Origin of the sequence: Mesorhizobium sp. M0018 (assembly GCF_040323955.1) — a bacterium.
Taxonomy (GTDB): Bacteria; Pseudomonadota; Alphaproteobacteria; order Rhizobiales; family Rhizobiaceae; genus Mesorhizobium.
Genome location: NZ_JAMYVL010000021.1, coordinates 60,128 through 82,329, shown reverse-complemented (window position 1 = coordinate 82,329; position 22,202 = coordinate 60,128). Strand labels below are relative to the sequence as shown.

Sequence of the window (22,202 nt, the reverse complement as noted above, 5' to 3'; positions counted from 1 at the left end):
CCAAAAAAGATGACGCCTGAGGGGAACACGGGAAGCACAGGCAAGTTCGGTGCGCAGTGGAGGAGATTGCGCCATGAACAGTGTTATTTATCTCATCGGCTTCGTCGTCGTCGTGCTTGCGATCCTCTCCTTCCTCGGATTCCACTAGGAGACACCATGCAGGACCAGGACGATCAGGGCCGTCAGACGGCCGATTTCGAGACAGCCAGAAGCGAGCTTTCGGAAAGACTACAGCGAGAAAAGCAGACCGCGACGGAAGCGCTCCACGATGCGCGTGACGAGATCACCAGGAAAGCCGGAGACTACGCATCGGAAGCAAAGCAAGCATTGTTCAACAAGGCGGAGGGAACGCAGCGCGACGTGAGCGCCAATCTGAAGGCCTTCAGCGGCGCATTGCGCGCGGCAAGCGAGCATCTTGCCAATAATGATCAACGGACCGCTTCGAAATTCGCCCTTGACGCCGCAGGCGGGCTCGAGCGGCTTTCCTCGTCCCTGAAGGATAAACCGTTCGACGAGGTGCTTGGCGAAATTCAGTCGTTCGGCCGCGAAAACTCGGGGGCGCTGATCGCCGGTTCGGTATTGGCAGGCCTGGCGCTGGGGCGGTTCATCAAGAGCTCGCCGCCCTCTGCCCAAGCCGGAGCACCGCGCCGGTCGGGAGCAGGCCGGGCGCCCGAGACCGGTCCTAGCTCGAATGAGTTCGGAGGGCGATCGGCAGAGGCAGTGGAGCCGGCCCCGCTAGTATCCGATCAGTCCGGCGATGACTGGGCCAATGCAAGCCTGGAGCAAAACCCATGACTGACAATCAGGACACTCGCAGCCTGACAACCCTTGTCAGCGATCTGGCACAGCAGGTCACAACACTGCTTCAAACCGAAAGCAGGCTGTTGCGGGCTGAAATGTCGGAAAAGGTAAGCAAGGCCGGCGCCGGCGCCGTGGAGGTAATGGGAGGCGCCATTTGCCTGCTCGCCGCCCTGATGGTGCTTTTGCAGGCGCTGGTGATTGCCTTGGCGAGCGCCGGGCTGGGAGCCGGATGGTCCTCGCTGCTCGTCGGCGTCGTGGTGGCAGTACTGGGCGTCATACTCTTGCGCTCCGGCAAGGCAAGCATGGCTCCCTCAGAGTTGACCCCCGACCGGACACAAGACCAACTTAAACGCGACGCACGCGTGATCAAGGAACAGATAAGATGACCGACAAATCCGCAGCCGAGTTGGAACGCGATGCTGATATTGCTCGCGCCAGAGTGGCAGATACCGCAGACTCGATCCGCAGCAAGATGACACCGGGCCAACTGATCGACGAATTCACCGGGATGTTCAGCGGCGAGGGATCCGCCATGCTCAGCAATCTTAAGACTCAGGTCAGGGACAATCCGTTGCCGCTTACATTGGTCGGCGCGGGCCTGGCCTGGCTGATGCTTGGCAAGGGCACGTCGGTAGACAGTTCAGCACTTGGTGCCTATTCGACCAGCAGGGAACCTGACGGCAGCCGAACCTTCTCTGACCAGCGGAGCTTGGGCGGGGCCTGGCAGGACTCAAGCGGCGATGAGTACGGTGCCGAGAGCGAAGATTCCGCCGGCTCCATGCTCTCCGATGCCGCTCGTTCGGTTGCTTCCGTGGCAGGCGGTGGGACTGAGGCTGTCGCAGACGTTGCGAGCGGCGCCAAAGAAAGATTAAGAAGCACGGCCGGGCAGTTCGGCTCGAGCGCCAACGATATGGCGGGGCGGGTGCGGCAGTCGACGCGAGACCTGTTCCAGCGCGAACCTCTGGCAATGGCCGCGGTGGGCCTTGCCGTGGGCACCGCCATCGGCGTGATGCTGCCTCACACCGCCGCGGAAGACGAACAACTCGGCCCCTACCGCGACAAGCTTCGTGACAGTGCCGAGGAGCTCTTTGAAGAAGGCGTGGAACAAGCCAAGCAGGTCGCCGCCGAAGCATATGAGACTGTAAAAGAAGAGGCTGACCGACAGGGTTCCAGCAGCGACGCCGAGACCTTGGTCGACCGCGTCGAGAAAGTCGTGAAAAAGACGGCAAGCAAAACTGAGGAAGCGATTCGCGATCGTTTGCCGGAGACCGACGAGGTTCCCAGTTCGAACGATTCTCCCGAAACAACGTGATAGCGCTGCGGTCGTTCGTGGCGATTCCGACCACGGGCCGCCTCGCGGTTGGCACATCGAAGTCGGCTAGGAGTCCGCAACCTTCCGCAGACAAATATGATCGCGGCGCTCAAGTCATTAGCCGAGGCGCTCCGGTCCGTTCCGATTCTTCGCTCTGAATCCGTTCGGTTCGTCGGGCTGCATGAAGCGTGTCTGGCCAACGGGCCTCAGCAGCACTGTCCATTCTGAAAAAAAACAACCACATGGGGTAATCGCGGGAGCGACGCGCCCTGGAACCGATCATAGCCTTGGAGGGTGGCTGTTCCCCGATAAGATGAAATACGGGCTCACGACTGGACGCCGGGCCCAGCATCAACGGAGAACAGCCATGGAAGAACATATCGGTCTCGACGTGTCGATGAAAGAGACGGCGGTGTCGATCCGCCGTGAAGGCGAACGGATCTGGCGCGGGAAGTGCGCATCTGATCCCAGGATCATTGCCGAGCTTGTCCGCAAGCGGGCGCCGGCCGCAAAGCGCGTCGTGTTCGAAACCGGCCCGCTGTCAGTTTGGTTCTATCATGCGCTGCGCGCCGAGGGATTGCCAGCCATCTGCATCGATGCGCGCCATGCCAAAGCCGCTCTCGATATGGCGGCGAACAAGACGGATGCGAATGACGCCGATGGTTTGGCGCGTCTTGCTGAAGCAGGATTCTTTCGCGAGGTGCGCGTGAAAGGCTTCGACAGTATGTTGACCCGCACGCTCGTGGCAGCATGCACTCGGCTGGTCCGGATCACCGTCGAGCTTTCCAACCAGATCCGAGGGATCATGAAAACGTTCGGCTTGCTCGTTCCCGCCGGTAAGGGAACTACATTCGAAAAGAATGTCCGGAGCCTTCTTATCGATCAGAGCGAGCTTGCTCCTGTCGTCCTACCGATGTTGGAAGCCTGGTGCAGCATTCGCATCCGTGCCGCCGAGCTTGGGCGCCAGCTTGTCGCAGATGCACGTCAAAGCCAAGCATGCCGCATACTCATGTCGATCCCCGGCATCGGCGCCATTACCGCAACCTCTTTCGCCACGGCCATTGAAGATCCGGGCAACTTCAAGAAGTCCCGCTCTGTTGCCGCTTGGATCGGCCTGACAACTCGCCGCTACCAATCGGGAGAAGTCGATTATGACGGCCATATATCCCGACGCGGCGATCGACATTTGCGGGGACTTCTCTATGAGGCTGCGGCGGTCATCCTGACACGCAGCTCGATCGACAGCAGCCTGCGCACGTGGGGCCTCAGGCTCCGGGAGAGGGTTTGGCTTCAAACGAGCTGCCGTGGCTGTGGCGCGCAAACTGGCGGTGATAATGCATTCGATGCTCAAGACCGGTGAGTTCTTTGATCGAAATGCAGGCGCCACAGCATGAAATCTTGCGAATAGCGTTCAGGATCTGAGCGCCTGAGACGTCCCTGCCGGGACGTGAGCCGAGCCATTCCGCTGATGGGATTGCACCGCTGTCTCAGCAAAGTGCGTCGTCCACATTGAAGGCTCGTCCGCGGAGCTCCATCATGCGGCGACTGATGTCGACCGCGAAGACAACCATGCACCCGGCAGCGTCGTCTCAACGCAATTACATGCTTGACGTCCCAGCGGCGATTAGACAACCCCGTCAATTCGACAGGGGTGGTTGCTAGGAATTCCTCTCGGCCCGCCGGGCGGCCTAACTCTTGGCGGTCTCTCCCGCCTCACGCAGCCTGGCGTATTGCAAGGTGACACCGCGCAGGTTCTGCCTCAACCAGTCGGCCATTTTCTCTTCTTCGCTGAGATTCTGCTGAAGGGAATTGGTTGCCTGACTAAACCCTCCGGCCTCGGCGAGTACGAGCAACGAGTTGTAAGCGGCGATCTCGTAATTTTCGAATGCAAAGTTGGCGAAGCTGTTCTTGAGGATTTCGTCGCCGGCTACGGAATGTCCCATCGCGGCCATGCTGCCGACCATCGACATGGCCGTGTCCTTCAATGTGGAATGGTCCTCACCGAGGCCATCCAGAATGGATTCCAGGCGGGCCATCTGCCCTTCGGTCTCCGTGATATGCTGCTGCAGGCGGTCGGCGACCTGCGGATAGTTCTCGATCCGCTTGACCTGAGGTTTCATGATCGACAGTGCCTGGTTCTCCATGGCGTGGGCGTTGCGCAGCCCGACAATGAAGATCGAGCGGGTTTCGGAATTGACATCAGTATCCATAGGATTTCCTCGCGGTTTGACGTGTAGAACCAAACCGTGGCTATGCCGATTTGTTCCTGGCGAGGTGTTGACTGTCGAGCTTTTACACCTAACCCTGCTCTTCAAGAAGTGCAGCATAAACAGCTCTCACAACCTGCGACAGTACGTCGAAAGCATAGCCGATATGCAAACGGTCGCACGGCGTATGGTAGTCTCGTTCCCCACCATATTGAGGGTAGGAATGTTGCCCACATCGGCGTGTTGCGGACGACGACGTCGGACCGGACTCGGCCCCCTCGCCAAAGAAGCTCATATCCGAGATGCCCGCGAAACAATCCGCACCAGCAGATTGCCCGGGCCATAGCGGGCGCTCGCGTCGGCCGCGATGTGCGACGCGACCGCGGGCAGCCTCGCCGATGCGGGCCGGTTCCGAAAGGTTCGTCGGCAAGCAAGGCATCGAGCCGAAGGCGGTGACGATTGCCGGTCCGGCAAACCGGCATCGGTAGACTGCCGGCAGTGTTTGATCTCGACTAGGCGAGCAACGATGTCATTTCAGCGAATAGAGGTAGGCAGCGACGTCCCGCGCCTCCTGATCGGAAATTCTGGTCGAAGGCATTGCCGTATGCGGATTGATCTCCCTTGCCGCACGGATCCAGCGGATCAGGTTCTCCGGCCTATTGCGCAAGACGCCGCCGACATAGACCCGGGTGGCCAGGCTTGCGTCGAGGCGTGGACCGACTAACCCTTGCGCGCCGGGAACGCCGGTGATGGTGTGGCAACCGGCGCAGCCATTGGCCATCATGATCGGAATGGCGCGGGCGCCGACGCCGCCGGTCGCATTGTCGGCCTTCTGCTCGACCCGACGGCTTTGCTCGAAGTACAACAAAATCCCGGCCAGGGCTGCAACGAGCACGACAATAACCGCAGCGCCGATTACGGCTTTAGACAGCGTGAAGCGCATGCGACGCCTCCCGGTCCTTTCGGCTGCTCGAGCGGATCCACAGGCCGGCCAGCAGCAACGCCGCGCCGCCATAGATCAGGCCGGCCGGAACCCACATGACCAGACCGGCGAGTTGCTGGTCCTCGAGCGGGCTAAGATTCCATAGGTCTGCGCCTGCGCCATTTTCCGGATACCACAGCCTTGGCGAGACCAGGAGCAGCACTCCGAGCAGGCCAGTGTGCAGCGACGTGAAGAAGAGGTGCATGACTGCGCTGCCACAGGCTTGTTCGCGGCCTGAACGCGGCAGCAGGACCCACCAGAACAGCAGGCCGGAACCGAAGAAGCTGGCATGTTGCGCGTAATGCAGGACACCCTGTGCAAGCGCCGCCTCGAACAGCGCCGGAATATGCCATGCCCATATGGCGACGCCGTGCAGGACGGTGGCCGTTACAGGGCGGCTGATGGTGGCCCAAACCGCCTGCAGCATCTTCGCGTGCCCGGCTGCGCCAAATGCCAGCCGCAGCTTGATCGGCAATGCCCACATCATCGCCGCCGCCGGCCGGGAGGCGACCAGCAGGGGTGCCGCCACCGCCATCAACAGTTCGTGCTCGATCATGTGGGCGGTGAAGACCCGCTCACCCAATGCATGGAGCGGACTGACCAGTGCTGCCGCCAAAATGGCCCAGCCGGTCGCAAACAGCAGGGCTTGCCGCAACCGCAACGGGCGGCTGCGGGCACTCCGCCGCCACAGCCGAAAGGCGCCTGCCGCGTAAAGCAGTGCGACCATGGTTAGCGGCAGCGTGATCGGCAACGCCAGCGTCCAGCCGGCCTGCGCGGCGCCGGCACCGTAGCAGATCGTGGTAGAGAAGAGCGCGTCGAAGCTCATCGCAGGCAGCCGTCAAGAATGAGCGAGGCGGCGCCTTGCATGACAATTACCAGCGCAAACAGCACCGCGCTGAGAATGCCGATATTGGCGACGAAATCCTCGGTGCCGCGCGTACGATCCGGTTTAAAGGCGGCGCCACCTTGCTGGCGCGCCCGCCACGAAAGCACGCCGCCGAGCAGGGCCAGCACTGTCAGCACCAGCGCAATGACCAGTATGAGGGGAACGCCGTGGGCGCACTGCCACTCCACGAACGCATAGTTCAGCTGCGTCGACACCGCCCAGGCCAAAGGCCCGGACAACAGCCCGCCCCATGATGTGCCCAAGCGAAGCGCACGCATCTCAGTCAAGCCTCGGCATCCAGTAGATCAACAGATAGATCGGGATCCAAGTCGCGACCACGAAATCCCAGTAGAAGACGTTGTCGCCAACGTCCCCGAAACGCCGGCCGTTATAGCCATGGCGCGTGAACATCAGGACCGTCAGCACCAGCGTGTCGCCGACGTCGGTAATCAGATGCGTTGTGTGGAGGCCGAGCAGGACCCACAGCATTGAGCCGTACGCATTGGTATCCCAATAGATGTTGAGGGCCGGAAATTCGAACCACCGCACGACAAGCGGTGCGATACCGAGCAGCGACATGACGATCAGGCCGATGCGCACGGGCACCATGGCACAGGCTTCGGCATAGCGGTTCAGTATGTGGTTGGGCACCACGCTGGCGAGCAGCAACAGCGTGACGATGGTGCCTGGCCAATGGTTGGGCGGCGGCACGCCCAGCGGCCATTCGGGCGACAGATAGGCAAGGTAAAGATAGGCGCCTGCGGCGAGCGCGAACCCAGTGCCCTCCAGCGCCATGAAGGCGAGAGTGCCCCACCAGGTCGGGCTGCGTGGTCCGAGCCCGAAGGTCGGGAGTTGGGAAAGATCGGCGGTAGGGCGCTGTTTCATTCCTCATCCTCCGGGTCGCCTTTCGGCCAGAACCAGCCGATCAGAGTGATGGCGATCGGCCCGGCTCCCCAGACCACCGCCCACGGGCTGAAGATCGAATAGAGAAAGGTGGCGCCGACGGCGAGCGCGGCGAACAATGGCCAGATCGACGGTGTCGCCGACTTCTCGCGCACATCTGGATGCGCCTCTGCCACGGTCGATATGACAAGTTCGCGCGCGTCGACGCGAAGCCCGGTCGCGACAGGCAGCGTGTCACGTTCGGCCCAGAGCGGCTCGGCGTGGGTAACCACCGGGATCCGAGCGAAATTATAGCTCGGCGGTGGAGAGCTCGTCGCCCATTCCAGCGTGCCAGCATTCCAGGGATTGTCCCCCGCCGGGGCGCCCCTCGAGGCGCTGTACACCAGGTTTATAGTGAACAGAACGAAGCTTAGGAACAGGATGACCGCGCCGGCTGTGATGAACAGGTTGATGTTGCCCCAGCCGAGTTCCACCGGATAGGTGTAGACCCGCCGCGGCATGCCCCACAGGCCGACAATGTGCATCGGAAAGAACGCCGCATTGAAGCCTAGGAAGGCAAGCCAGAAGTGCCAGCGTCCGAGACGTTCGCTCATCATCCGGCCGGTGATCTTGGGGAACCAGAAATAGGTCGCGCCGAGCAGCGGGAACACCGACCCGCCGATCAGCACGTAATGGAAATGCGCGACCACGAAATAGGTGTCGTGCACTTGCAGGTCCAATGGCACCGACGCCAGCATCACCCCAGTCAGGCCGCCCGCGACGAACGTGAAGAAGAAGCCGAACACAAACAGCAGCGGCGTCCGGATTATCGGGCGTCCGTCCCACAATGTCGCCAGCCAGCAGAAGATCTGCAGCCCGTTCGGGATGGCGATCAGCATGCTTGAGGCGGTGAAGAAGCTCGCGCCGAGCTTGGGCAGACCGGTTGCGAACATGTGGTGAACCCACAGGCCGAACGACAGAAAGCCGACCGCGATCAAGGCCAGTACCATGCCCAGATAGCCGAATACCGGACGCCGGGCGAAAGCGGCGATGATCGAGGACACCACGCCGGTAGCCGGCAGGAATATGATGTAGACTTCGGGGTGGCCGAAGAACCAGAACAGGTGCTGGAACAGCAAAACGTCGCCGCCCTCGGCGGGATTGAAGATATGGGTGCCGACCAGCCGGTCGAGGATCAGGAACGTCGACGTGATCATGACCGCCGGCATGGCGAACACGATTACGAAAGAGGTGACCAGCATCGCCCAGACGTAGAGCGGAATCTTATCGAGCGACATGCCCGGCGCACGCTGCTTCAGCACGGTTACGATGGTGGCGACCGCGACCGCCAGCGATGACACTTCGGTGTAAGTGATCATCTGCGCCCACACGTCGGAACGCTTGCCTGGCCCAAATTCAGGACCGGACAGCGGCACGTAGGAGAACCAGCCGACGTCGGGCGCCATGTCGAGTGCAAACGACACCCAAGCGAAGAGGCCACCGGAGAGATAAATCCAGAAGCTGAATGCATTGAGGCGCGGAAAGGCGATATTGCGGGTGCCGACCATCAGTGGCACGAGGTAGATGCCGGTCGCCTGAACGATCGGCACTGCAAACAGGAACATCATGGTCACGCCATGCATGGTGAACAGCTGGTTGTAGCGGTCGGGCCCGATCAGCCCACGCTCCGGCCCCGACAGTTGGATGCGCATGGCAACGGCGCTGAGGCCACCGAGGCACAGGAAGACGAAAGCGGTGATCAGGTAGCGCCGCGCGACAATTTTGTGGTCGACGCTCGAGAGCGCACCGATGATGCCTGGCGCCGTCTGCCATGTCCGCGCCAACCAGCCGTCAAGGCTGGCGTCGTCGAGGCCGGTATCACGAGGACCGTCGCGCTCGGGAGCTAGGTCACCCTTTTGTGCTGCGGCGCGTTGCTGGGCGAGGTCACGCCCATGGGCCAGGTCGGCGCTACTCATTTCAAGCCCTCGAGATAGGCTACGATTGCATTCAGCTCGTCCCCGTTCAGTCCCACCACGGGCATGTGGGCACCTGGCTTGATCCCTTGCGGATCGGCTATCCAGGCTGCGAGATTGCCCCGGCTCATCGCCAGCGTTCCGGCAGCGAGCGTCCGCCGGCTTGCGATATGTGTAAGGTCGGGAGCGACCGTACCGCCGGCGATGGTGCCGCCGATCTTGTGGCACATCACGCATGGCCGTTTGAGGAACAGGTCGTGGCCGGTTTTGGCCTCGGCCGACACGGGGGCGGCCGCCGGCCGCAGCTGATCGTTCAGCCAGGCGTCGAATACAGGCCGAGGTTCGGCGATGATGAAGGTGCTCATATTGGCATGCTGCGCGCCACAGAACTCGGCGCACTGGCCGCGATAGACGCCGGGTTTGTCCGCCTTCAGATCGAGAACGTTCTCGTGGCCTGGAATGAGGTCCAGCTTGCCCGAGAGGTTCGGGACCCAGAAGGAATGGATGACGTCGGTCGAGGTCACTACAAGCCGCACCGGCTCGCCCGCCGGGATGTGGATTTCATTGGCGGTCGTCAGGATGCGGTTCGGCTGATCATTTTCGTAGCGCACCTCCCACCACCATTGATGTCCGGTCACCCGGATCGTCAGCGCCGCATCCGAGCCGATAGCAGCGAGCGTCCGGTTGGCGAAGTAGCTCAGCAGGGTCAGGCCTACCAGGATCAGGGCGGTAGCGGCGAGTGCGGCGACGACAATTCGCATCTTGCTGCGCTCGGCGGCAGCGTCGAGTACAAGTGGATCGCCGAGCGGCGCCGCGCGCCGGGCCAATGGCATGATCAGCACAGCCAGCACTAGAAGCCAGACCACCGTGCACAGCGCGGTGAAGAACCAGATCAGCCACGCAAGCTCACCCGCGGCCGAGCCTTTTGGGTCGAGCGCCGATTGCCAGCCGCTGCATCCTGCAAGGAGCAGCATGAAGGCTGCGCCGCAGCACACCCTGCAAACAAGGCGGTTCACGGCGACTTCCCCAGAGTCGCGGCATCCGGCAGGCGATTTTCGGATGGATGGGGCATCATGTCGTCGTCGCGGCTCGGCGCAGCGGATTTTGGCGCGTTGCCGCTCAACGCGCGGACGAAGGCGGCAAGCTCCCAGATCTGGTCGTCCGGGATCTTGTCGCGGAAGCTCGGCATGCCGTTTGGCCGACCGTCCCTGATCGTGGCGTGGATGCTTTCGATCGAGCTGCCATAGAGCCACTTCTTGTCCATAAGGGCCGGGCCCATGCCGCCACCGCCATTGGCATGGCAACCGGAACAGTTGAACCAGTTGAACAGACGCTTGCCCTCGCTGAGGTGGAAGGCGTTGGCCTCGAACACGCCGGCCTTGGTATCGGACGAGGCCGGCCGTTGGCCGCCCGGCTCGAGGGCCGTCACGGCTGCCGGTTGGTCGCCCGAGCCGAGCGCCGACTGTGGACGCGTGTCGCGTTCCTCACGCTGGCACCCGGAAACCGCGAGGATCGCGAACACCAGCAAGGGAAGACCGCGCTTCATTTCAAGGCGCTCCGACAGGATCGAGGCGGGGCACCTGGTAGGCCGCCAGGATCGCGTCGATCTCGTCGCGGTGTCTGGTCAGGGCGGCGTTCACCTCGTTGCGCAGCGTATCGTCGCCACGGCGCACGCCCATCGAGATGTCGTAGATCATCGGCAGTTGCGGGCCGTCCACGCGCGGCGAAACCGGCGTGATCCGCAGCGCCACCTTCTGCTTGGATGCGAAGTAGCCGGCCAACGGTCCCCAGACGACGGCCATGTCGATGTCGCCATTCGCGACCGCCTCAATAATGCGCGCTGGCGGGTTCGGCGCCGAATAGTCGCCATAGACGGGGAAACCGATGAGATGGCCGACGATGCCGCGGCGGCCAAGCGCCTGGACGGGCGGCGAGTTGGCGCCGTCGTCGCCGATCAGTTGGACGCCGATGTGCAGATCGCGCAGGCGAGGATCGTTGAAGGACGTGATTTCTGGCACATCCTTGCGTGTCACGAACACATAGGAAGACCGGTAGTAGGGCGCGGTCGTGCGCAGCATCTCGAGATTGACGGGCGTGCCGGGCACCAGATCGCACAAGCCGGCTTTCAGCGTGTTGCGGACGAAGCCGCGCCGCTGTGCCCACCACGTGTAGGACACCGTCGCACCAAGCTCCCCGGCGACGAGTTCGGCAATCTTGTTTTCAAAGCCTTCCCTGGCGGCATTGGAGAACGGCATGTTGTTGGGATCGGCGCAGATCCTCAGCTCGCGCGCATCGGCAAGGGTGGCGACAAGCGAGAGCGCCAGTGCGCCAACCGCGACGGCTAACCGCCGCGAACGCGTTCTCCGTGGCCGCGCAACTCGGCCGATCGTCTCAAGGCAGCCGGAACACATACAGCGTACCTCCCGGCGTGGTTACATCCTTCAGATCTTTCATGACGTTGACGAAGCCGAGCGCGGCGGTGGCGTCGCGCGGATCGAGATCGCCGGATACGATCGCGCCGGCCCAGCCGCCGACACCCGAAAGGATCGCAACATATTGGTGCCCGTCCGAGCCGCGATAGGTGATCGGCTGGCCGATGATGCCGGACGACGTTTTGAACTGCCACAGCAGTTCGCCGGTCCTGGCGCTGACCGCCTTGAACCAGCCTTCCATGGTGCCATAGAACACGACGTTGCCGGCGGTGGCGACGGCGCCGCTCCACACCGGAAAGTTCTCCTTCAGGCTCCACGCCGGCTTGGCGGCGGCGACATCCCAGGCGGTGAAAGCACCGCGATTGCCGCCCGGCCCGGGGATCATGCGCACGTTCATGCCGACGTAGGGCGTGCCGGCGATGTAATTCACCTCGACGCCCTCTTCGTCCATGCAGAGATTGTTGTGCGGGATGTAGAGCAGACCGGTCTTGGGCGAGAATGCCGAAGGCTGCCAGTCCTTGAGGCCGGACGCGGTCGGGCAGATGTCGCGCACGACCTTGCCGGTGCCGGTTTTTTTGTCCGGATTTACAATCAGCCGGCCGGTCTTGAGGTCGACGCCCTTGCTGGAATTGACCGGCCCGAACGGCACTGCCGACAGGACCTCGCCCGTGGTGCGATCCAACAGATAGACGTAGCCGTTGCGTTCCGGCCGCACCAGCACCTTGCGGGGCTTGCCCTGCCAGGTCATGTCGAGCAGCACCTGTTCGTTGATGCCGTCGTAGTCGTGCAGATCGTGCGGGGTCCATTGATAGAACCATTTGGCTGCGCCGGTGTCGGGATCGCGGGCAAAGATGCCGGCGGTCCATTTATTGTCGCCAGGCCGCAGATCCGGATTCCACGGACCGGGATTTCCGGTGCCATGGAAGATCAGGTTGAGGTCCGGGTCATAGGAGATCCAGCCCCACACATTGCCGCCGCCGATCTTCCAGGCGTCGGGCGGCCACGACGTCACGCCGAGATCCTTGCCCTTGTCCATGTCGTAATGCGGGTTGAAATCCGGGCCGATCAGCACCTCGGTGTCCGGGCCGGTGTTGTAGGCCGTCCAGACGACGTGGCCGTCGCCGGCGTCGAGCGCCTTGATCCAGCCGCGTACGCCCATTTCGCCGCCGGAATTGCCGACCAGCACCTTCCCCTTTACCACCAGCGGCGCCATCGTGATGGTCTCGCCGACATTGATGTTGCCGATATGGGTGTTCCAGACCGGTTTGCCGGTGGCCGCATCCACGGCGATGGTGTGGCCGTCGAGCGTGTTGAAATAGATGCGCCCGTTGAAGAAGGCCGCACCGCGGTTCACCACGTCGCAACAGGCAACGCCCTGGGCGGCAGGCTCCGGATTGGGCTCGAACTTCCACTTCATCGGCGCGCCGGGCTTGGTAAGGTCAAGCGCATAGAGGATGTTGGGAAACGGCGTCACTATGTACATCGTGTTGCCGACCACCAGGGGCGCAGCCTCCTGGCCCTTGTTGACGCCGGTCGAGAAGGTGAAGGCCACCTGCAGGGTCTTGACGTTGTCTTCGGTGATTTCCGCGAGATCGCTGTAGCGGGTCGAGGCGTAGTTCTTTGCCGGCATCGCCCACTGGCCGTCGTCGGGCGGAGCGGCTGCGGCCGGCGGATTTATCGCAGGGCTTGACGTTGACTGAGCAACCGCCGCGGTAATCAGCGCGAAGCCCGCCAGCAGCGTCCATCCCAGCATCGCAGCCATAGACCTTTTTCCCCCGTTGGCTGACACACTGGTTTGCACGGCCACCTGTCGCACTTTCTTCATTTGTGTATTGACCCGCCCACGCCGGCGCCGAGCTCCGCCGCCACGTCCGCCTCACTTCCGGCACACAATGGATGCCCCCAGCCGGAGGCGCTCTTGCCGCCGGGATCGAGGTCGTAAATGATGGCGTCCTTGCGGTCTGGGTTGATGCCGGCCGGCACCTTGTCCAGCCCCAGCGCGGCGCGCACGCGCCAGGCGACATTGTGGTCGGCACAAGAGGAATCGCCGCTTATGCCAAGCGCCCCGACGATCCCCTTGGCGTCGTAAAGAGCCAGGCCGCCGCCAAATGCGACGACACCGCCGATGGGCTTTCCCAGCAACGGATCGCTGGAGCTTCCAAATGTCGAAGGATCGCCGGCATAGGCTACCGCTGGATTGACCGGATTGGTGGCCTGCAGGCCGTATAGAGGACCGCCGGGCTGCACCGGCGCATAGAGGTTCGCGGTGGACAACGCCATCTGGGCGAGGCTGAGCCCGTTGGCGGTATTGGCTTTTTCGGCGGCGATCAGCCGGCTGCCGGGCCACTGGGCGTCGGCGGTAGGCCCGCTGAACGCGACGGCGCAGACCGTTCCGTCGCGAGCCACGACTGCGGCCCATTCATGAGTATCGAAGCCGCCATTGCCCGGGCCGCCGCTTGCTTTGACGTTGGCCTTGAGAGCGGCCAACAATTTGTCGTGGTCGGCCGGGCAAGGTGCTTGAGCCCAAGCTTTTTGCTGGACGGCGCAGATCGTAAGCAGGAACAGACATAATGCTACTGAGACAATCCGATTGCGATCCATCAGCTGCGCCGTGTTTGTTGAACACTCCCAACGCGTGACAGGCGCAGAAGTGCCAAATGGAATGAAATAAATATCGGATGGGGTGAGCTAAACTCGGCGGCGGGCGCTCGGGAGGCATTCAATCCGAAATCGGAGTTATTCTCCCGGTGGTCCGGGCTCGGCTGGAACGGAGCGGTATCTATTGCAGTTGTGTCGAATGCTGTCTGCAGTCGAGCAACTGGCCCAATCGGTGAAAGAGCGACGAGCGATCCTGTTCGTTGGAGCCGGGGTGTCGATGAGCGTCGGCTTGCCGTCTTGGCAAAAGCTCATCGAGCACATGCAAAACGAGCTCGGCCTTCACGAGGACATGATAGGCGCACCAGAGGCCAGCTACCAGGCCATTGCAGAATATTACCGGCTGAAGCAGGGGAGCCTCAGCCATTTGCGCAGTTGGATGGATCGCGAATGGAGCGTCTCGCGGGAAGAAGTGCAGCGATCGGCAATCCACAAGCTGATCGTATCGCTCGATTTTCCGATCATCTACACCACCAATTATGATCGCAACCTCGAGGTGGCCTTCGAGATCCATAGCCGCCCCTTTGTCAAAGTCGCCAATGCGAAGGACTTGCCAAAGGCCACCGGCGAGGTGACGCAGATCATCAAGTTCCACGGCGATTTCGACGACGATAAATCGTTGGTCCTGGCGGAGACCGACTATTTTGAACGGCTGTCGTTCGATTCGCCGCTCGATGTGAAATTTCGAGCCGACGCGCTAGGGCGCACCATCCTGTTCATCGGCTACAGCATGTCCGACATGAACATCCGTCTGCTGCTGCATCGGCTTTGGCAGACCTGGCGCAGGTCCGGTTACGAGAAGAACCGTCCGAAATCCTTCATCTTCATGTCGCAGCCGAGCATCGTCCAGGAGGCTGTTCTCGGCCGCTGGGGCATCGATATGCTGACCGAAGAGGCCGACGATCCTGAAGACGCGCTCCTCGCATTCCTGAACGAACTCAAGGACAGGGTCGGCCGGCCGGACGGCGCGTGAGAAAACCTGCGGAAACGAATTGGTCAGGCAGTGGGAACCGGCTGATCCGATGTGAGTTCGGGAGGACTAACATAGCCGGGACCGAGCCTTGGTGGGCGCACGCAAACACAAGCGAAGAATGTATGCCAAACACGACCTGTCGGCCGAGTTGGCCTATGAGATCGATTTTTTTGCCCGCAAGTGCGGCCTGACGAGGGACGAAGCGCTCAAGATGATGCGAGATGCCGGCCAGTTGAAGGACGGCGCAAAGGCATCTTGCGAAACCGGGGCGAAGTAGCGACGTGGATCCCGCTTCGTGGACGGCTTTTGTCGGAACCGTCATCCTGATGCAGATGCCGCCGGGGCCCGACAGTCTGCTGGTGATTGCGCGCGGCATCGGGCAGGGCCGTGATGTTGCCCTGTTCACCGTCCTGGGAATGACCCTCGGCGCCGGTATGGTCCAGCTGCCGCTGCTTGCCCTCGGCATATCGTCGCTGCTCCAGGCATCGCCGTTTGCCTTTGCCATGCTTCGATGGATGGGCGCAGCCTATCTCGTTTGGCTTGGATCGCGTCTGGTGCTGCTGCCGTCGGCCGGCGTCGCCGTCGAGGAGCCCCGCAGTGTCGGGGCGCTTGTGGCCGCACGCGAAGGAATGATCGCCAATCTGATAAATCCCTGGCCGATAACCTTCATGCTAGCTTTCCTTCCACAGTTCGTCGATCCCTCCCGCGGATCGGTCACGCTGCAATTGCTGCTGCTCGGTGGCACCCAGAAAATGACCGGTGTGTTGGTGCTGGGCACATATGCACTCGCATCCGGCACGCTCGGGACCTGGGTCATGAAACGCCCGAAGGTAAGGCTCTGGCAGCAGCGCGTGGCAGGCTGCTTCGTCGTCTGTCTCGGTATCCGCATGGCAGTCGGTGGCGCGCACCGCTGAGGATCAAGCGATGCACCGGCCACCGCCGATGGAACATCCGCCGACAATTTTCGTTGACCTGCTCCACAAGGCGAGAGGTCGAACATGTCGAAGTTCCAAGCCGCTACCCCGGAGCGTTTGCAGCAGCTCAGGCTTGAGGCGACGGCGCACTTTGCGCCACTCATACTGCGCGAGGCGCTGGTGCGTCTCTGCCGGGCCTGCGGAAACGATAATCTCGACCGGTTCGAGAAGACGATGGTCGACCAAATCGAGGCATCGCGTGACGAAAAAGCCGATTTCGACACGATGAAGGAATTTGCCATCGAACAGCTCTACGGCTGGATTCGAGAGGTAAAGTCTTCACCGGACATGAAGCAGCCACTGGAGAACGTAGATACCCGAAGGACCCCCGGCCGGTCTGAAGAGCCGCAAACGCTGGAAGACCAGTTGCAGGCGGGTCTGGAGGATTCTTTCCCGGCAAGCGACCCACCGGCTGTTGTGTCCACCGCGATTCCCGGCGGATCGAAGAAGCTGGTCGGAACCGACGAGGTCCTCAGGCAGCAGCGCGAGAAAAAGGCCGAGAACGCCAATCATTCGCGATAAACCAAGCTTTGGACGGAACTGCGGGAAAACAGCGTGCCGGTTCACCCGCTGTCCGACATGAAGGCTGTCAGGCCACGCGCGTCATGCGGCTCGCCTTCGACAAGAATGTTCGCCTCCCAAGCGGCGTCGACAAATGCTTGCCGCGCTTTGCCGGCCGTAATTTCACCGGTCCGGGCGCGATTCAATACATCAGCGGCCGCCAGCGCCAGCGGAGCATTGCGCGCCGGCCATTTCTCGCTTTTCAGGCAATGTACTGCTTCGAAAACGGAACTGACCAATCGCGATCGCCCAGGCTTGCCGAAATAGATGCAAACAGGGGTATCGAACTCTGTTCTCAGCACCGTATTCCTCCCGGTTCAAGCAAGGTGGCCGCTTCAAGCAAGGTGGCCGCTTCAAGCAAGGTGGCCGCTTCAAGCAAGCTGGGCGTCTTCAGGGTCTACACGGCCGTCCGATGGGCGTTTCGGCCAGACGTCGTGGGCCTTCGCAGCTGTTGTGGGGCGTGCTGGTATTTCGGCTGCGATATCGTAGGCCAGAATGCCCGCCTTGCGGGCGAACGTATCGAACGCCGCGCGCACCGTCTCGACGTCGACCTCGTCAGCCAGCCCGGCGCGACAGGCGTCGAACGCCGCCTTGTGCGCCGGACCGCGGCTCGGCCATTCGTTTAAGACGTCATAGGCCTGCCAGATATTCTCGACATGGCGAGGGAAACCAAGGCCGACGAGAATTGGAACGGGGCGGCCAAACGATTTTTTTGTCATCTGTGTCTCCGCGAAAGAGCCTGTCGCATCAACGTCCGGGGCGGACACGAGGCTCATGCTCTTTAACGCGGGATTGCTGCACGGGTTGCAGCAGGTTTGTTCGATCGTGCGCAGCCGGTCACTTGTTGGTCCGCATCTTTTGCCGGGGATTGATACCGCCTTGCGGCGTGGTGTCGTTCTCGACATCGCCTTCGAACGTATTGTTGCCCTGATCGAGCCGGTCGCCCTCCTTGATCGTGCCCCTGGAACTGCCGATGCCGGGATCGTTGGCAAGATCGCTATCGGCCGGCGTTTTGCCTTTGGCGTGCTTGTTTCCTGTCATGGACTCCTCCTGTTTCTTGAGGTGGCGGGCCGCCCTTGAGGTCGCAGCCAAGGCTCGCTGCGAGATCGCATTTCGACGCGCCAAATGTCGGCGCGCGAATTTGTCGGACGACCTTGATTTTGAACTCCGCGATCCCGATGGTTGTTCCGTCAAAAATATCGCCGTCGGCCGGGATTGCTCAGCCAAGTCCTCTCCGGTTTCTGGAGCCGGGTGCTTTCGCCAACCGGAACGATCTTTCGCCCAATGCATTTAACTGGTCTGCGCTCACGAACTCATTCTGGACGGGAGCTGGACCATTGCCACCTGCAGCCTACGCCTTGGCGACTCGCGAAACCGAAGAAGTTTCCATCGTCGACCTCATACCCGCTTTGAGGGCTTTCGCCCGCACCTTCTGCCGCACCCCCGATGATGCCGACGACCTGGTCCAGGAGACGCTGACCAAGGGCTTGGCCAACATTGACAAATTCGAAGCTGGAACGCGCATGAAGTCATGGCTCTTTACGATCATGCGCAACACCTACTACACGCGTGTCAGGGCCGCGGTGAGGGAAGCGCCCGGCCTGCTCGACTGCGCATCGCTGCGGCCGATCTCGGAAGCGACGCAGGAATGGTCCGTGCAGGGCAAGGAGGTCCACCAGGCCATCCAGAGCCTTCCTGAGCACCAGCGCGAGGTTCTGATGTTGATAGGCGTTCTGGGCGTCAGCTATGAGGAAACGGCCGAAATATGCGGTTGCGCGGTGGGAACCGTGAAGAGCCGGCTCAACAGGGCACGCGCCGGCGTGCTGGAATACCTTGGCGAAAGTTCCTCGCAAACCCTGATGGAAAGGCGCAGCTATCTGTCCGAAGGACAACTGGACTTCGAAGCCGAGAGGCGCCGCTAATACACGTCACGTTAGTTGCTGGTCTCGCGCAAGTGCCTTTCGACAAGCGCATGCTGCAACTCGATCGCAAGTTTGGTCAGCCGGTCAGGAACCCTTTCCTGCTCGATGGCCGCAAGCAAGGAAGCGATTTCCCGGTCTATCGTCAGATCGGCACGCGTGCTGACGGAATCTTCCCTTGAGCGAGACATCGCGCTCTCTTGGCAAATGTTGGTCCCTTCACCTCACTCTGGTGGCAACAGTGCGAGTTTGCAAGAATTTGCAGGGCGTCCATGCGACCGGCTTCGGTCCTTGCACAGCTTCGTCAGCGGTTGGGTTCTCGCGGTGTTTCAATTGCTCGCCGGCTGCAAGCCATATGCCGCCGCAACGATCAGTCTTCAGGCCGCCGATCCGCTGAATGATCCTGGTACTGCTCGGACTTGACCCGATTGCCGTCGAGCCCACGCTCCTTGGTGTGCTGCTTCTTGTCTCTGTTGGACAGAACGGCGTTCTCTCCGATCTTGTCCTCGGGAAGATCCGTCATCGCGCCAGCGCCAGCGCCTTTGCCGTGACTGCCGCGACCGATGTGCTTCTTGCTTCCGGACGCCATCTTGTCCTCCTTCATACCGTCGAATAGCGGCTTTTCCCGTTCGGCATCCGAACCAGCGTTGGGCCGCAATGTTCCGCCGGAAATCGTAAGCAGGAAGGCATCGCCGTCCCAGTGCCGGAACGGCTTTTCGCCGTCGACGAGGACTTGCATGCCATTTGCGTTGGCGAAGTTATGGACATCGGCGCGATCCAGCGCCGGCGAGCCGCGATATGAATAATTCAAAAGCGCGGCCATCCCCGGCCTCTTCAGCACGCGCGCGATTTCCACGAAATGTCGCTCCGCAAGGCCGGCCAGCACCAGATAGGGAAAGCTGTCGACGGCCAGCACGCGGTCGAAGCTTGCATCGCAAAAATCGGCAAGATCGAAACCGCGCGTAGGGCGGAATTCTACGTTGCCGAGCCCGGCGCATCGCCGGCGGGCGATCGAGATCATCGCTGGGGATATATCGCTGCCAACGATTCGGTGCGACAGAGCGGAGAGCGCCTGTTCGAACCGACCGATACCACAGCCGATATCCAGTATGTCGCGGCCGGTGCCGGTAAAGCCTCGCCTCTCCAGCCATGCAACGATCTCAGCCGTAGCGGCAGAGAGGTTTTCCTCATTGCCCAGCGATGACAGCTGGACGCTCGCCGCCGGGGAGATCGCCGCCGCCGCGTCAAACCCAGCCGCCAGCCGCTTGACGATCGCATCGTCGGTCTCGTCCTCGCCACGCTCGTGCCGAACGGCGCCACCTGTTTTGCGCAGCGTGGCGAAGATCTCGGGCCTGCGCCGAAGCAGGTCGGCAATCCGTTGCAGTTTTGCCGTGTTTCGCGGGTCAGCCGAGTGCGTGTTTTGCGCAATCTTCGCCAATTCTGCAGCATCGATTCCTGTCTCGAAACGGAGAGCCAGCCTGGCGATGACGGCTTCGACGCCGGCACCGTCTGCCATGCAATCCTCCAGCACCCGCCTTGCTGATATCGACCGCCGAGATTCTGGCTGGGTCGCGCTCATCGCCCTTTGCTCCGCGTCCAGATCTTGCGCATCGTCCACCGGTCGACGGCGCCCCAGCTGTACTTGTAGGCCTCTTGTCCGCGCAGAAAATCGAACTCTTCCGCGCCTTCGCAGATCGCCTGCCTTATCGCTTGGCCGATGAGCAGCGCGCCGGGACTTTCATCGGCATAGGCCGGATCGAAGCCACCGAGATAAGCGCAAGCGCGGCCACGATGATGGAACCCGTAATAGGCGCCCACGATCGCGTTACCGATCGTGACAAGCCAGCATCGGGCAAGCACCTGTGCGACCAGCTGCGGCAGCGCCTGACGGTGGAATGCTTCCACGCGGGAATCGGACAGAACGCCGTCGCCGTGTCCGGCCCAGCGCGCGCGGTGAAGGCGGATCAGGTGGTCGAGGAATATCTGCGGATCGGACAAAGCGGGTTCGATGGAGACACTGCCGCGTCTCGACGCGGCCCTGTGGGCGCGCCGCAATTGGCGCCTCCGCCGTGCCGGAACGCAGCCTTGAAGCGTCTGGTCGCCAGCGAGGGCGAGCACCGGGCAAGCGGCGTGACCGACGGGTTGGCACGATTCGAGCGCGGCATGCCTGATGGCAAGGCCGGCGCCGCCGGGAGGCAGATCCTGCAAGATCCACTGTGACCAGCCGACGGAAAGAACGGCGCCACCGATGACTGCGCCGACCGGTTCGGCCATCTCGGGAAGACAAAGGACATCCAGATAGTCGCTCAACGAAATGCCGAGCGGAAGCAATCGCGCGCCGGCGTCGTGGCGTTCCAGATAGAGTGGCGCCAGGCCGACCAGATCGTCGCCACGCCAGACGGCGACCGTCGCTAGCTCGCCGGGAGCAAATGTCCGCCACCATGGCAGCAACCATGCGGGAGACTGGAACGGCGTCGCCGAGGGACTGCGCGACCAAAGTTCCCACCAGTGCGGCTCGAGGGCTTCGAGGTCCGCCGGATCGTCGATGATCTCACTGCGGAGCATGTCCTGCTCACCTCGCCGTCGCGAGCTGCCCGCTGTCTGTGCCGAGCCGTGCCAGCGCCCGATAGGCGTCCATGTAGGAGGAAACCATGCGGTCGAGTGAAAAGCGCCGCCGCGCCTCGGCTCGGCAGGTCTCGGGGTCCAGGCTGGGTGCGGCAGCGATGGCTTCGGCCATCTCGTCGACATCCCCGACCAGATACCCGGTCTTGCCGTGCTCGACCACATCCGGCAGTGCGCCATTCGGGAAGGCCACCACGGGGGTGCCGCAGGCGAGCGCCTCCATTGCGACGAGCGAACTGGTCTCCGCGGCAAGGCTCGGGATGACTAGGCAGCGGGCTGTATTCAGCAGGCGCCGCTTGGCGACAAAGCCGAGCGGACCAAGGAAGCGGCGCCGGTCGTCCAGCCGGGGTTCGACCTCGTCGCGAAAATACGCTGTGTGCGTTTCATAGGGGTAGACCTTGCCACCGATGACCAGCGGCACGCTGGCCTTCTTGGCTGCGTCGAGCGCCAGATGGATGCCCTTTTCCGGGCAGACGCGGCTGAGCACGAGCGCAAAGTCGTGTTTGGCCTGCGGCTCGCTCAGCGCGTCGACGTCCACTCCGTTGGGAATCGGCCCAATCAGCCTGGCTCCCGGCGGCGCGGTTCTTTGCTGAGCCGCCGATACCGCATGCAGCCACAGATCCTCCCGCGCCGGATTGAGAGCGTCGGCCGGATACCAGTCGAGCGGCAAATGCAGGGTCACCAATGTCGGCCCGTCGCCCGGCAGATAGGCATCGAAATCGATACCGTGCAAATGGACCACCTCGATTGGCCAGCGAGCGCGCGCGGTGGCAATTGCGGCGCAATGAGCACGCTGCGCCCGGCGCTTGGCCGCTTCATCGAGCACGCCCGGTTCGGCCGGCGTCTCGATGAGGACACCCGCAGCGCTCGAGCCCTGGCAGCCGATCACGATCGAGCGGTGTCCGGCCTGTACGAGCGCCTGGTCGAGCATCGACAGCACCTGCTCGGCACCACCGACCGCATCCGGCCCGACCGGGGCGAGGGGATAGGCGACGTTGAGGATGGTGAGCGTCATGGCTGGAG

The 22,202-nt window shown here is 62.3% G+C and carries 26 protein-coding genes and 2 pseudogenes; 10 read left to right on the top strand and 18 right to left on the bottom strand.

Going from position 1 to position 22,202, the window contains the following annotated elements; all coding sequences use genetic code 11:
• The first annotated feature begins 66 nt into the window (after positions 1–66).
• From NKJ81_RS25070 to NKJ81_RS25055, 4 genes and pseudogenes are all read left to right on the top strand, one after another.
• Positions 67–795 carry a hypothetical protein gene (locus NKJ81_RS25070; RefSeq protein ID WP_352473423.1) on the top strand — a complete coding sequence of 243 codons (729 nt, stop codon included), beginning with the start codon at positions 67–69 and terminating at the stop codon, positions 793–795.
• Positions 792–1,187 carry a phage holin family protein gene (locus NKJ81_RS25065; RefSeq protein WP_292657573.1) on the top strand — a complete coding sequence of 132 codons (396 nt, stop codon included), beginning with the start codon at positions 792–794 and terminating at the stop codon, positions 1,185–1,187. The genes NKJ81_RS25070 and NKJ81_RS25065 overlap by 4 nt, the downstream gene beginning before the upstream one ends.
• Positions 1,184–2,113 (top strand): hypothetical protein, encoded by a 930-nt coding sequence (locus tag NKJ81_RS25060; RefSeq protein ID WP_352473421.1) that lies wholly within the window; start codon positions 1,184–1,186, stop codon positions 2,111–2,113. Before NKJ81_RS25065 ends, NKJ81_RS25060 begins: the two co-directional genes overlap by 4 nt.
• A 367-nt stretch (positions 2,114–2,480) precedes the next feature.
• Positions 2,481–3,507, top strand: a pseudogene (locus NKJ81_RS25055) (IS110 family RNA-guided transposase).
• A 294-nt stretch (positions 3,508–3,801) separates the two neighbouring features.
• Here NKJ81_RS25055 and NKJ81_RS25050 read toward each other — a convergent pair.
• The 11 genes from NKJ81_RS25050 to NKJ81_RS25000 form a co-directional block, all read right to left on the bottom strand.
• On the bottom strand, positions 3,802–4,323 hold the full coding sequence (locus NKJ81_RS25050) for a ferritin-like domain-containing protein (protein ID WP_352472854.1): 522 nt from the start codon (positions 4,321–4,323) through the stop codon (positions 3,802–3,804).
• Between the two features lie 526 nt (positions 4,324–4,849).
• Positions 4,850–5,263: a c-type cytochrome gene (locus NKJ81_RS25045; protein ID WP_352472855.1), complete on the bottom strand. Its 414-nt coding sequence runs from the start codon at positions 5,261–5,263 to the stop codon at positions 4,850–4,852.
• Complete coding sequence (locus NKJ81_RS25040; protein WP_352472856.1) at positions 5,244–6,128, bottom strand: cytochrome c oxidase assembly protein; 885 nt, start codon at positions 6,126–6,128, stop codon at positions 5,244–5,246. Before NKJ81_RS25040 ends, NKJ81_RS25045 begins: the two co-directional genes overlap by 20 nt.
• Positions 6,125–6,466 carry a hypothetical protein gene (locus NKJ81_RS25035; RefSeq protein WP_352472927.1) on the bottom strand — a complete coding sequence of 114 codons (342 nt, stop codon included), beginning with the start codon at positions 6,464–6,466 and terminating at the stop codon, positions 6,125–6,127. Before NKJ81_RS25035 ends, NKJ81_RS25040 begins: the two co-directional genes overlap by 4 nt.
• Before the next feature lies 1 nt (position 6,467).
• Complete coding sequence (locus tag NKJ81_RS25030; protein ID WP_352472857.1) at positions 6,468–7,073, bottom strand: cytochrome c oxidase subunit 3; 606 nt, start codon at positions 7,071–7,073, stop codon at positions 6,468–6,470.
• Positions 7,070–9,046 (bottom strand): cytochrome c oxidase subunit I, encoded by a 1,977-nt coding sequence (gene ctaD, locus NKJ81_RS25025; protein ID WP_352472858.1) that lies wholly within the window; start codon positions 9,044–9,046, stop codon positions 7,070–7,072. Before ctaD ends, NKJ81_RS25030 begins: the two co-directional genes overlap by 4 nt.
• Positions 9,043–10,017 carry a cytochrome c oxidase subunit II gene (coxB, locus tag NKJ81_RS25020; protein WP_352472859.1) on the bottom strand — a complete coding sequence of 325 codons (975 nt, stop codon included), beginning with the start codon at positions 10,015–10,017 and terminating at the stop codon, positions 9,043–9,045. The genes ctaD and coxB overlap by 4 nt, the downstream gene beginning before the upstream one ends.
• A 38-nt stretch (positions 10,018–10,055) precedes the next feature.
• Positions 10,056–10,589: a c-type cytochrome gene (locus NKJ81_RS25015; RefSeq protein ID WP_352472860.1), complete on the bottom strand. Its 534-nt coding sequence runs from the start codon at positions 10,587–10,589 to the stop codon at positions 10,056–10,058.
• A 1-nt stretch (position 10,590) separates the two neighbouring features.
• Positions 10,591–11,454 carry a substrate-binding domain-containing protein gene (locus NKJ81_RS25010; protein ID WP_352472861.1) on the bottom strand — a complete coding sequence of 288 codons (864 nt, stop codon included), beginning with the start codon at positions 11,452–11,454 and terminating at the stop codon, positions 10,591–10,593.
• Entirely contained in the window at positions 11,435–13,237 is a 1,803-nt protein-coding gene (locus NKJ81_RS25005) for a methanol/ethanol family PQQ-dependent dehydrogenase (protein WP_352542040.1), read from the bottom strand. The genes NKJ81_RS25010 and NKJ81_RS25005 overlap by 20 nt, the downstream gene beginning before the upstream one ends.
• Before the next feature lie 59 nt (positions 13,238–13,296).
• Entirely contained in the window at positions 13,297–13,962 is a 666-nt protein-coding gene (locus NKJ81_RS25000; protein ID WP_352472863.1) for a GlcG/HbpS family heme-binding protein, read from the bottom strand.
• A gap of 310 nt (positions 13,963–14,272) precedes the next feature.
• On the opposite strand from NKJ81_RS25000, the gene NKJ81_RS24995 reads away from it, so the two are divergent.
• The 4 genes from NKJ81_RS24995 to NKJ81_RS24980 all read left to right on the top strand — a co-directional run bounded on the left by NKJ81_RS24995 (position 14,273) and on the right by NKJ81_RS24980 (position 16,599).
• Positions 14,273–15,103, top strand: coding sequence for an SIR2 family NAD-dependent protein deacylase (locus NKJ81_RS24995; protein WP_352472864.1), 831 nt, complete (start codon positions 14,273–14,275; stop codon positions 15,101–15,103).
• A 118-nt stretch (positions 15,104–15,221) separates the two neighbouring features.
• Positions 15,222–15,380, top strand: a complete 159-nt coding sequence (locus NKJ81_RS24990) for a hypothetical protein (protein ID WP_352472865.1) — start codon at positions 15,222–15,224, stop codon at positions 15,378–15,380.
• Between the two features lie 4 nt (positions 15,381–15,384).
• Positions 15,385–16,017 (top strand): LysE family translocator, encoded by a 633-nt coding sequence (locus NKJ81_RS24985; RefSeq protein ID WP_352472866.1) that lies wholly within the window; start codon positions 15,385–15,387, stop codon positions 16,015–16,017.
• A gap of 84 nt (positions 16,018–16,101) precedes the next feature.
• Positions 16,102–16,599: a hypothetical protein gene (locus NKJ81_RS24980; protein WP_352472867.1), complete on the top strand. Its 498-nt coding sequence runs from the start codon at positions 16,102–16,104 to the stop codon at positions 16,597–16,599.
• 41 nt (positions 16,600–16,640) lie between these two features.
• On the opposite strand, the gene NKJ81_RS24975 is transcribed toward NKJ81_RS24980, so the two are convergent.
• The 3 genes from NKJ81_RS24975 to NKJ81_RS24965 form a co-directional block, all read right to left on the bottom strand.
• Complete coding sequence (locus tag NKJ81_RS24975; protein WP_352472868.1) at positions 16,641–16,940, bottom strand: DUF982 domain-containing protein; 300 nt, start codon at positions 16,938–16,940, stop codon at positions 16,641–16,643.
• A 69-nt stretch (positions 16,941–17,009) separates the two neighbouring features.
• Positions 17,010–17,414, bottom strand: coding sequence for a DUF982 domain-containing protein (locus NKJ81_RS24970; protein ID WP_352472869.1), 405 nt, complete (start codon positions 17,412–17,414; stop codon positions 17,010–17,012).
• Between the two features lie 61 nt (positions 17,415–17,475).
• Entirely contained in the window at positions 17,476–17,679 is a 204-nt protein-coding gene (locus NKJ81_RS24965; RefSeq protein ID WP_292657608.1) for a hypothetical protein, read from the bottom strand.
• 317 nt (positions 17,680–17,996) lie between these two features.
• Between NKJ81_RS24965 and NKJ81_RS24960 the strand changes: the two genes are divergently transcribed.
• Together NKJ81_RS24960 and NKJ81_RS24955 are read left to right on the top strand one after the other, a co-directional pair.
• Positions 17,997–18,560, top strand: coding sequence for a sigma-70 family RNA polymerase sigma factor (locus tag NKJ81_RS24960; RefSeq protein ID WP_352488584.1), 564 nt, complete (start codon positions 17,997–17,999; stop codon positions 18,558–18,560).
• Positions 18,561–18,610: 50 nt separating this feature from the next.
• Positions 18,611–18,739, top strand: a complete 129-nt coding sequence (locus tag NKJ81_RS24955; RefSeq protein WP_352451525.1) for a hypothetical protein — start codon at positions 18,611–18,613, stop codon at positions 18,737–18,739.
• A 188-nt stretch (positions 18,740–18,927) separates the two neighbouring features.
• Here NKJ81_RS24955 and NKJ81_RS24950 read toward each other — a convergent pair whose 3' ends face one another.
• The 4 genes and pseudogenes from NKJ81_RS24950 to NKJ81_RS24935 all read right to left on the bottom strand — a co-directional run bounded on the left by NKJ81_RS24950 (position 18,928) and on the right by NKJ81_RS24935 (position 22,194).
• Positions 18,928–19,146, bottom strand: a complete 219-nt coding sequence (locus tag NKJ81_RS24950) for a hypothetical protein (RefSeq protein WP_352542051.1) — start codon at positions 19,144–19,146, stop codon at positions 18,928–18,930.
• A 225-nt stretch (positions 19,147–19,371) separates the two neighbouring features.
• Positions 19,372–20,073, bottom strand: a pseudogene (locus tag NKJ81_RS24945) (class I SAM-dependent methyltransferase); the annotation flags it as partial.
• Between the two features lie 59 nt (positions 20,074–20,132).
• Positions 20,133–21,122 carry a GNAT family N-acetyltransferase gene (locus tag NKJ81_RS24940; protein WP_352472870.1) on the bottom strand — a complete coding sequence of 330 codons (990 nt, stop codon included), beginning with the start codon at positions 21,120–21,122 and terminating at the stop codon, positions 20,133–20,135.
• 7 nt (positions 21,123–21,129) lie between these two features.
• Positions 21,130–22,194 carry a glycosyltransferase family 4 protein gene (locus tag NKJ81_RS24935; RefSeq protein ID WP_352472871.1) on the bottom strand — a complete coding sequence of 355 codons (1,065 nt, stop codon included), beginning with the start codon at positions 22,192–22,194 and terminating at the stop codon, positions 21,130–21,132.
• Positions 22,195–22,202 lie beyond the last annotated feature (8 nt).

Excerpts from the sequence above, each read along its gene's own strand:
- NKJ81_RS25065 (WP_292657573.1), top strand. The coding sequence starts at position 792 with ATGACTGACAATCAGGACACTCGCAGCCTGACAACCCTTGTCAGCGAT.
- NKJ81_RS25060 (WP_352473421.1), top strand. The coding sequence starts at position 1,184 with ATGACCGACAAATCCGCAGCCGAGTTGGAACGCGATGCTGATATTGCT.
- NKJ81_RS25050 (WP_352472854.1), bottom strand. The coding sequence starts at position 4,323 with ATGGATACTGATGTCAATTCCGAAACCCGCTCGATCTTCATTGTCGGG.
- NKJ81_RS25045 (WP_352472855.1), bottom strand. The coding sequence starts at position 5,263 with ATGCGCTTCACGCTGTCTAAAGCCGTAATCGGCGCTGCGGTTATTGTC.
- NKJ81_RS25040 (WP_352472856.1), bottom strand. The coding sequence starts at position 6,128 with ATGAGCTTCGACGCGCTCTTCTCTACCACGATCTGCTACGGTGCCGGC.
- NKJ81_RS25035 (WP_352472927.1), bottom strand. The coding sequence starts at position 6,466 with ATGCGTGCGCTTCGCTTGGGCACATCATGGGGCGGGCTGTTGTCCGGG.
- NKJ81_RS25030 (WP_352472857.1), bottom strand. The coding sequence starts at position 7,073 with ATGAAACAGCGCCCTACCGCCGATCTTTCCCAACTCCCGACCTTCGGG.
- ctaD (WP_352472858.1), bottom strand. The coding sequence starts at position 9,046 with ATGAGTAGCGCCGACCTGGCCCATGGGCGTGACCTCGCCCAGCAACGC.
- coxB (WP_352472859.1), bottom strand. The coding sequence starts at position 10,017 with ATGCTGCTCCTTGCAGGATGCAGCGGCTGGCAATCGGCGCTCGACCCA.
- NKJ81_RS25015 (WP_352472860.1), bottom strand. The coding sequence starts at position 10,589 with ATGAAGCGCGGTCTTCCCTTGCTGGTGTTCGCGATCCTCGCGGTTTCC.
- NKJ81_RS25010 (WP_352472861.1), bottom strand. The coding sequence starts at position 11,454 with ATGTGTTCCGGCTGCCTTGAGACGATCGGCCGAGTTGCGCGGCCACGG.
- NKJ81_RS25005 (WP_352542040.1), bottom strand. The coding sequence starts at position 13,237 with ATGGCTGCGATGCTGGGATGGACGCTGCTGGCGGGCTTCGCGCTGATT.
- NKJ81_RS24995 (WP_352472864.1), top strand. The coding sequence starts at position 14,273 with ATGCTGTCTGCAGTCGAGCAACTGGCCCAATCGGTGAAAGAGCGACGA.
- NKJ81_RS24990 (WP_352472865.1), top strand. The coding sequence starts at position 15,222 with ATGTATGCCAAACACGACCTGTCGGCCGAGTTGGCCTATGAGATCGAT.
- NKJ81_RS24980 (WP_352472867.1), top strand. The coding sequence starts at position 16,102 with ATGTCGAAGTTCCAAGCCGCTACCCCGGAGCGTTTGCAGCAGCTCAGG.
- NKJ81_RS24970 (WP_352472869.1), bottom strand. The coding sequence starts at position 17,414 with ATGAGCCTCGTGTCCGCCCCGGACGTTGATGCGACAGGCTCTTTCGCG.
- NKJ81_RS24965 (WP_292657608.1), bottom strand. The coding sequence starts at position 17,679 with ATGACAGGAAACAAGCACGCCAAAGGCAAAACGCCGGCCGATAGCGAT.
- NKJ81_RS24955 (WP_352451525.1), top strand. The coding sequence starts at position 18,611 with ATGCTGCAACTCGATCGCAAGTTTGGTCAGCCGGTCAGGAACCCTTTC.
- NKJ81_RS24950 (WP_352542051.1), bottom strand. The coding sequence starts at position 19,146 with ATGGCGTCCGGAAGCAAGAAGCACATCGGTCGCGGCAGTCACGGCAAA.
- NKJ81_RS24940 (WP_352472870.1), bottom strand. The coding sequence starts at position 21,122 with ATGCTCCGCAGTGAGATCATCGACGATCCGGCGGACCTCGAAGCCCTC.
- NKJ81_RS24935 (WP_352472871.1), bottom strand. The coding sequence starts at position 22,194 with ATGACGCTCACCATCCTCAACGTCGCCTATCCCCTCGCCCCGGTCGGG.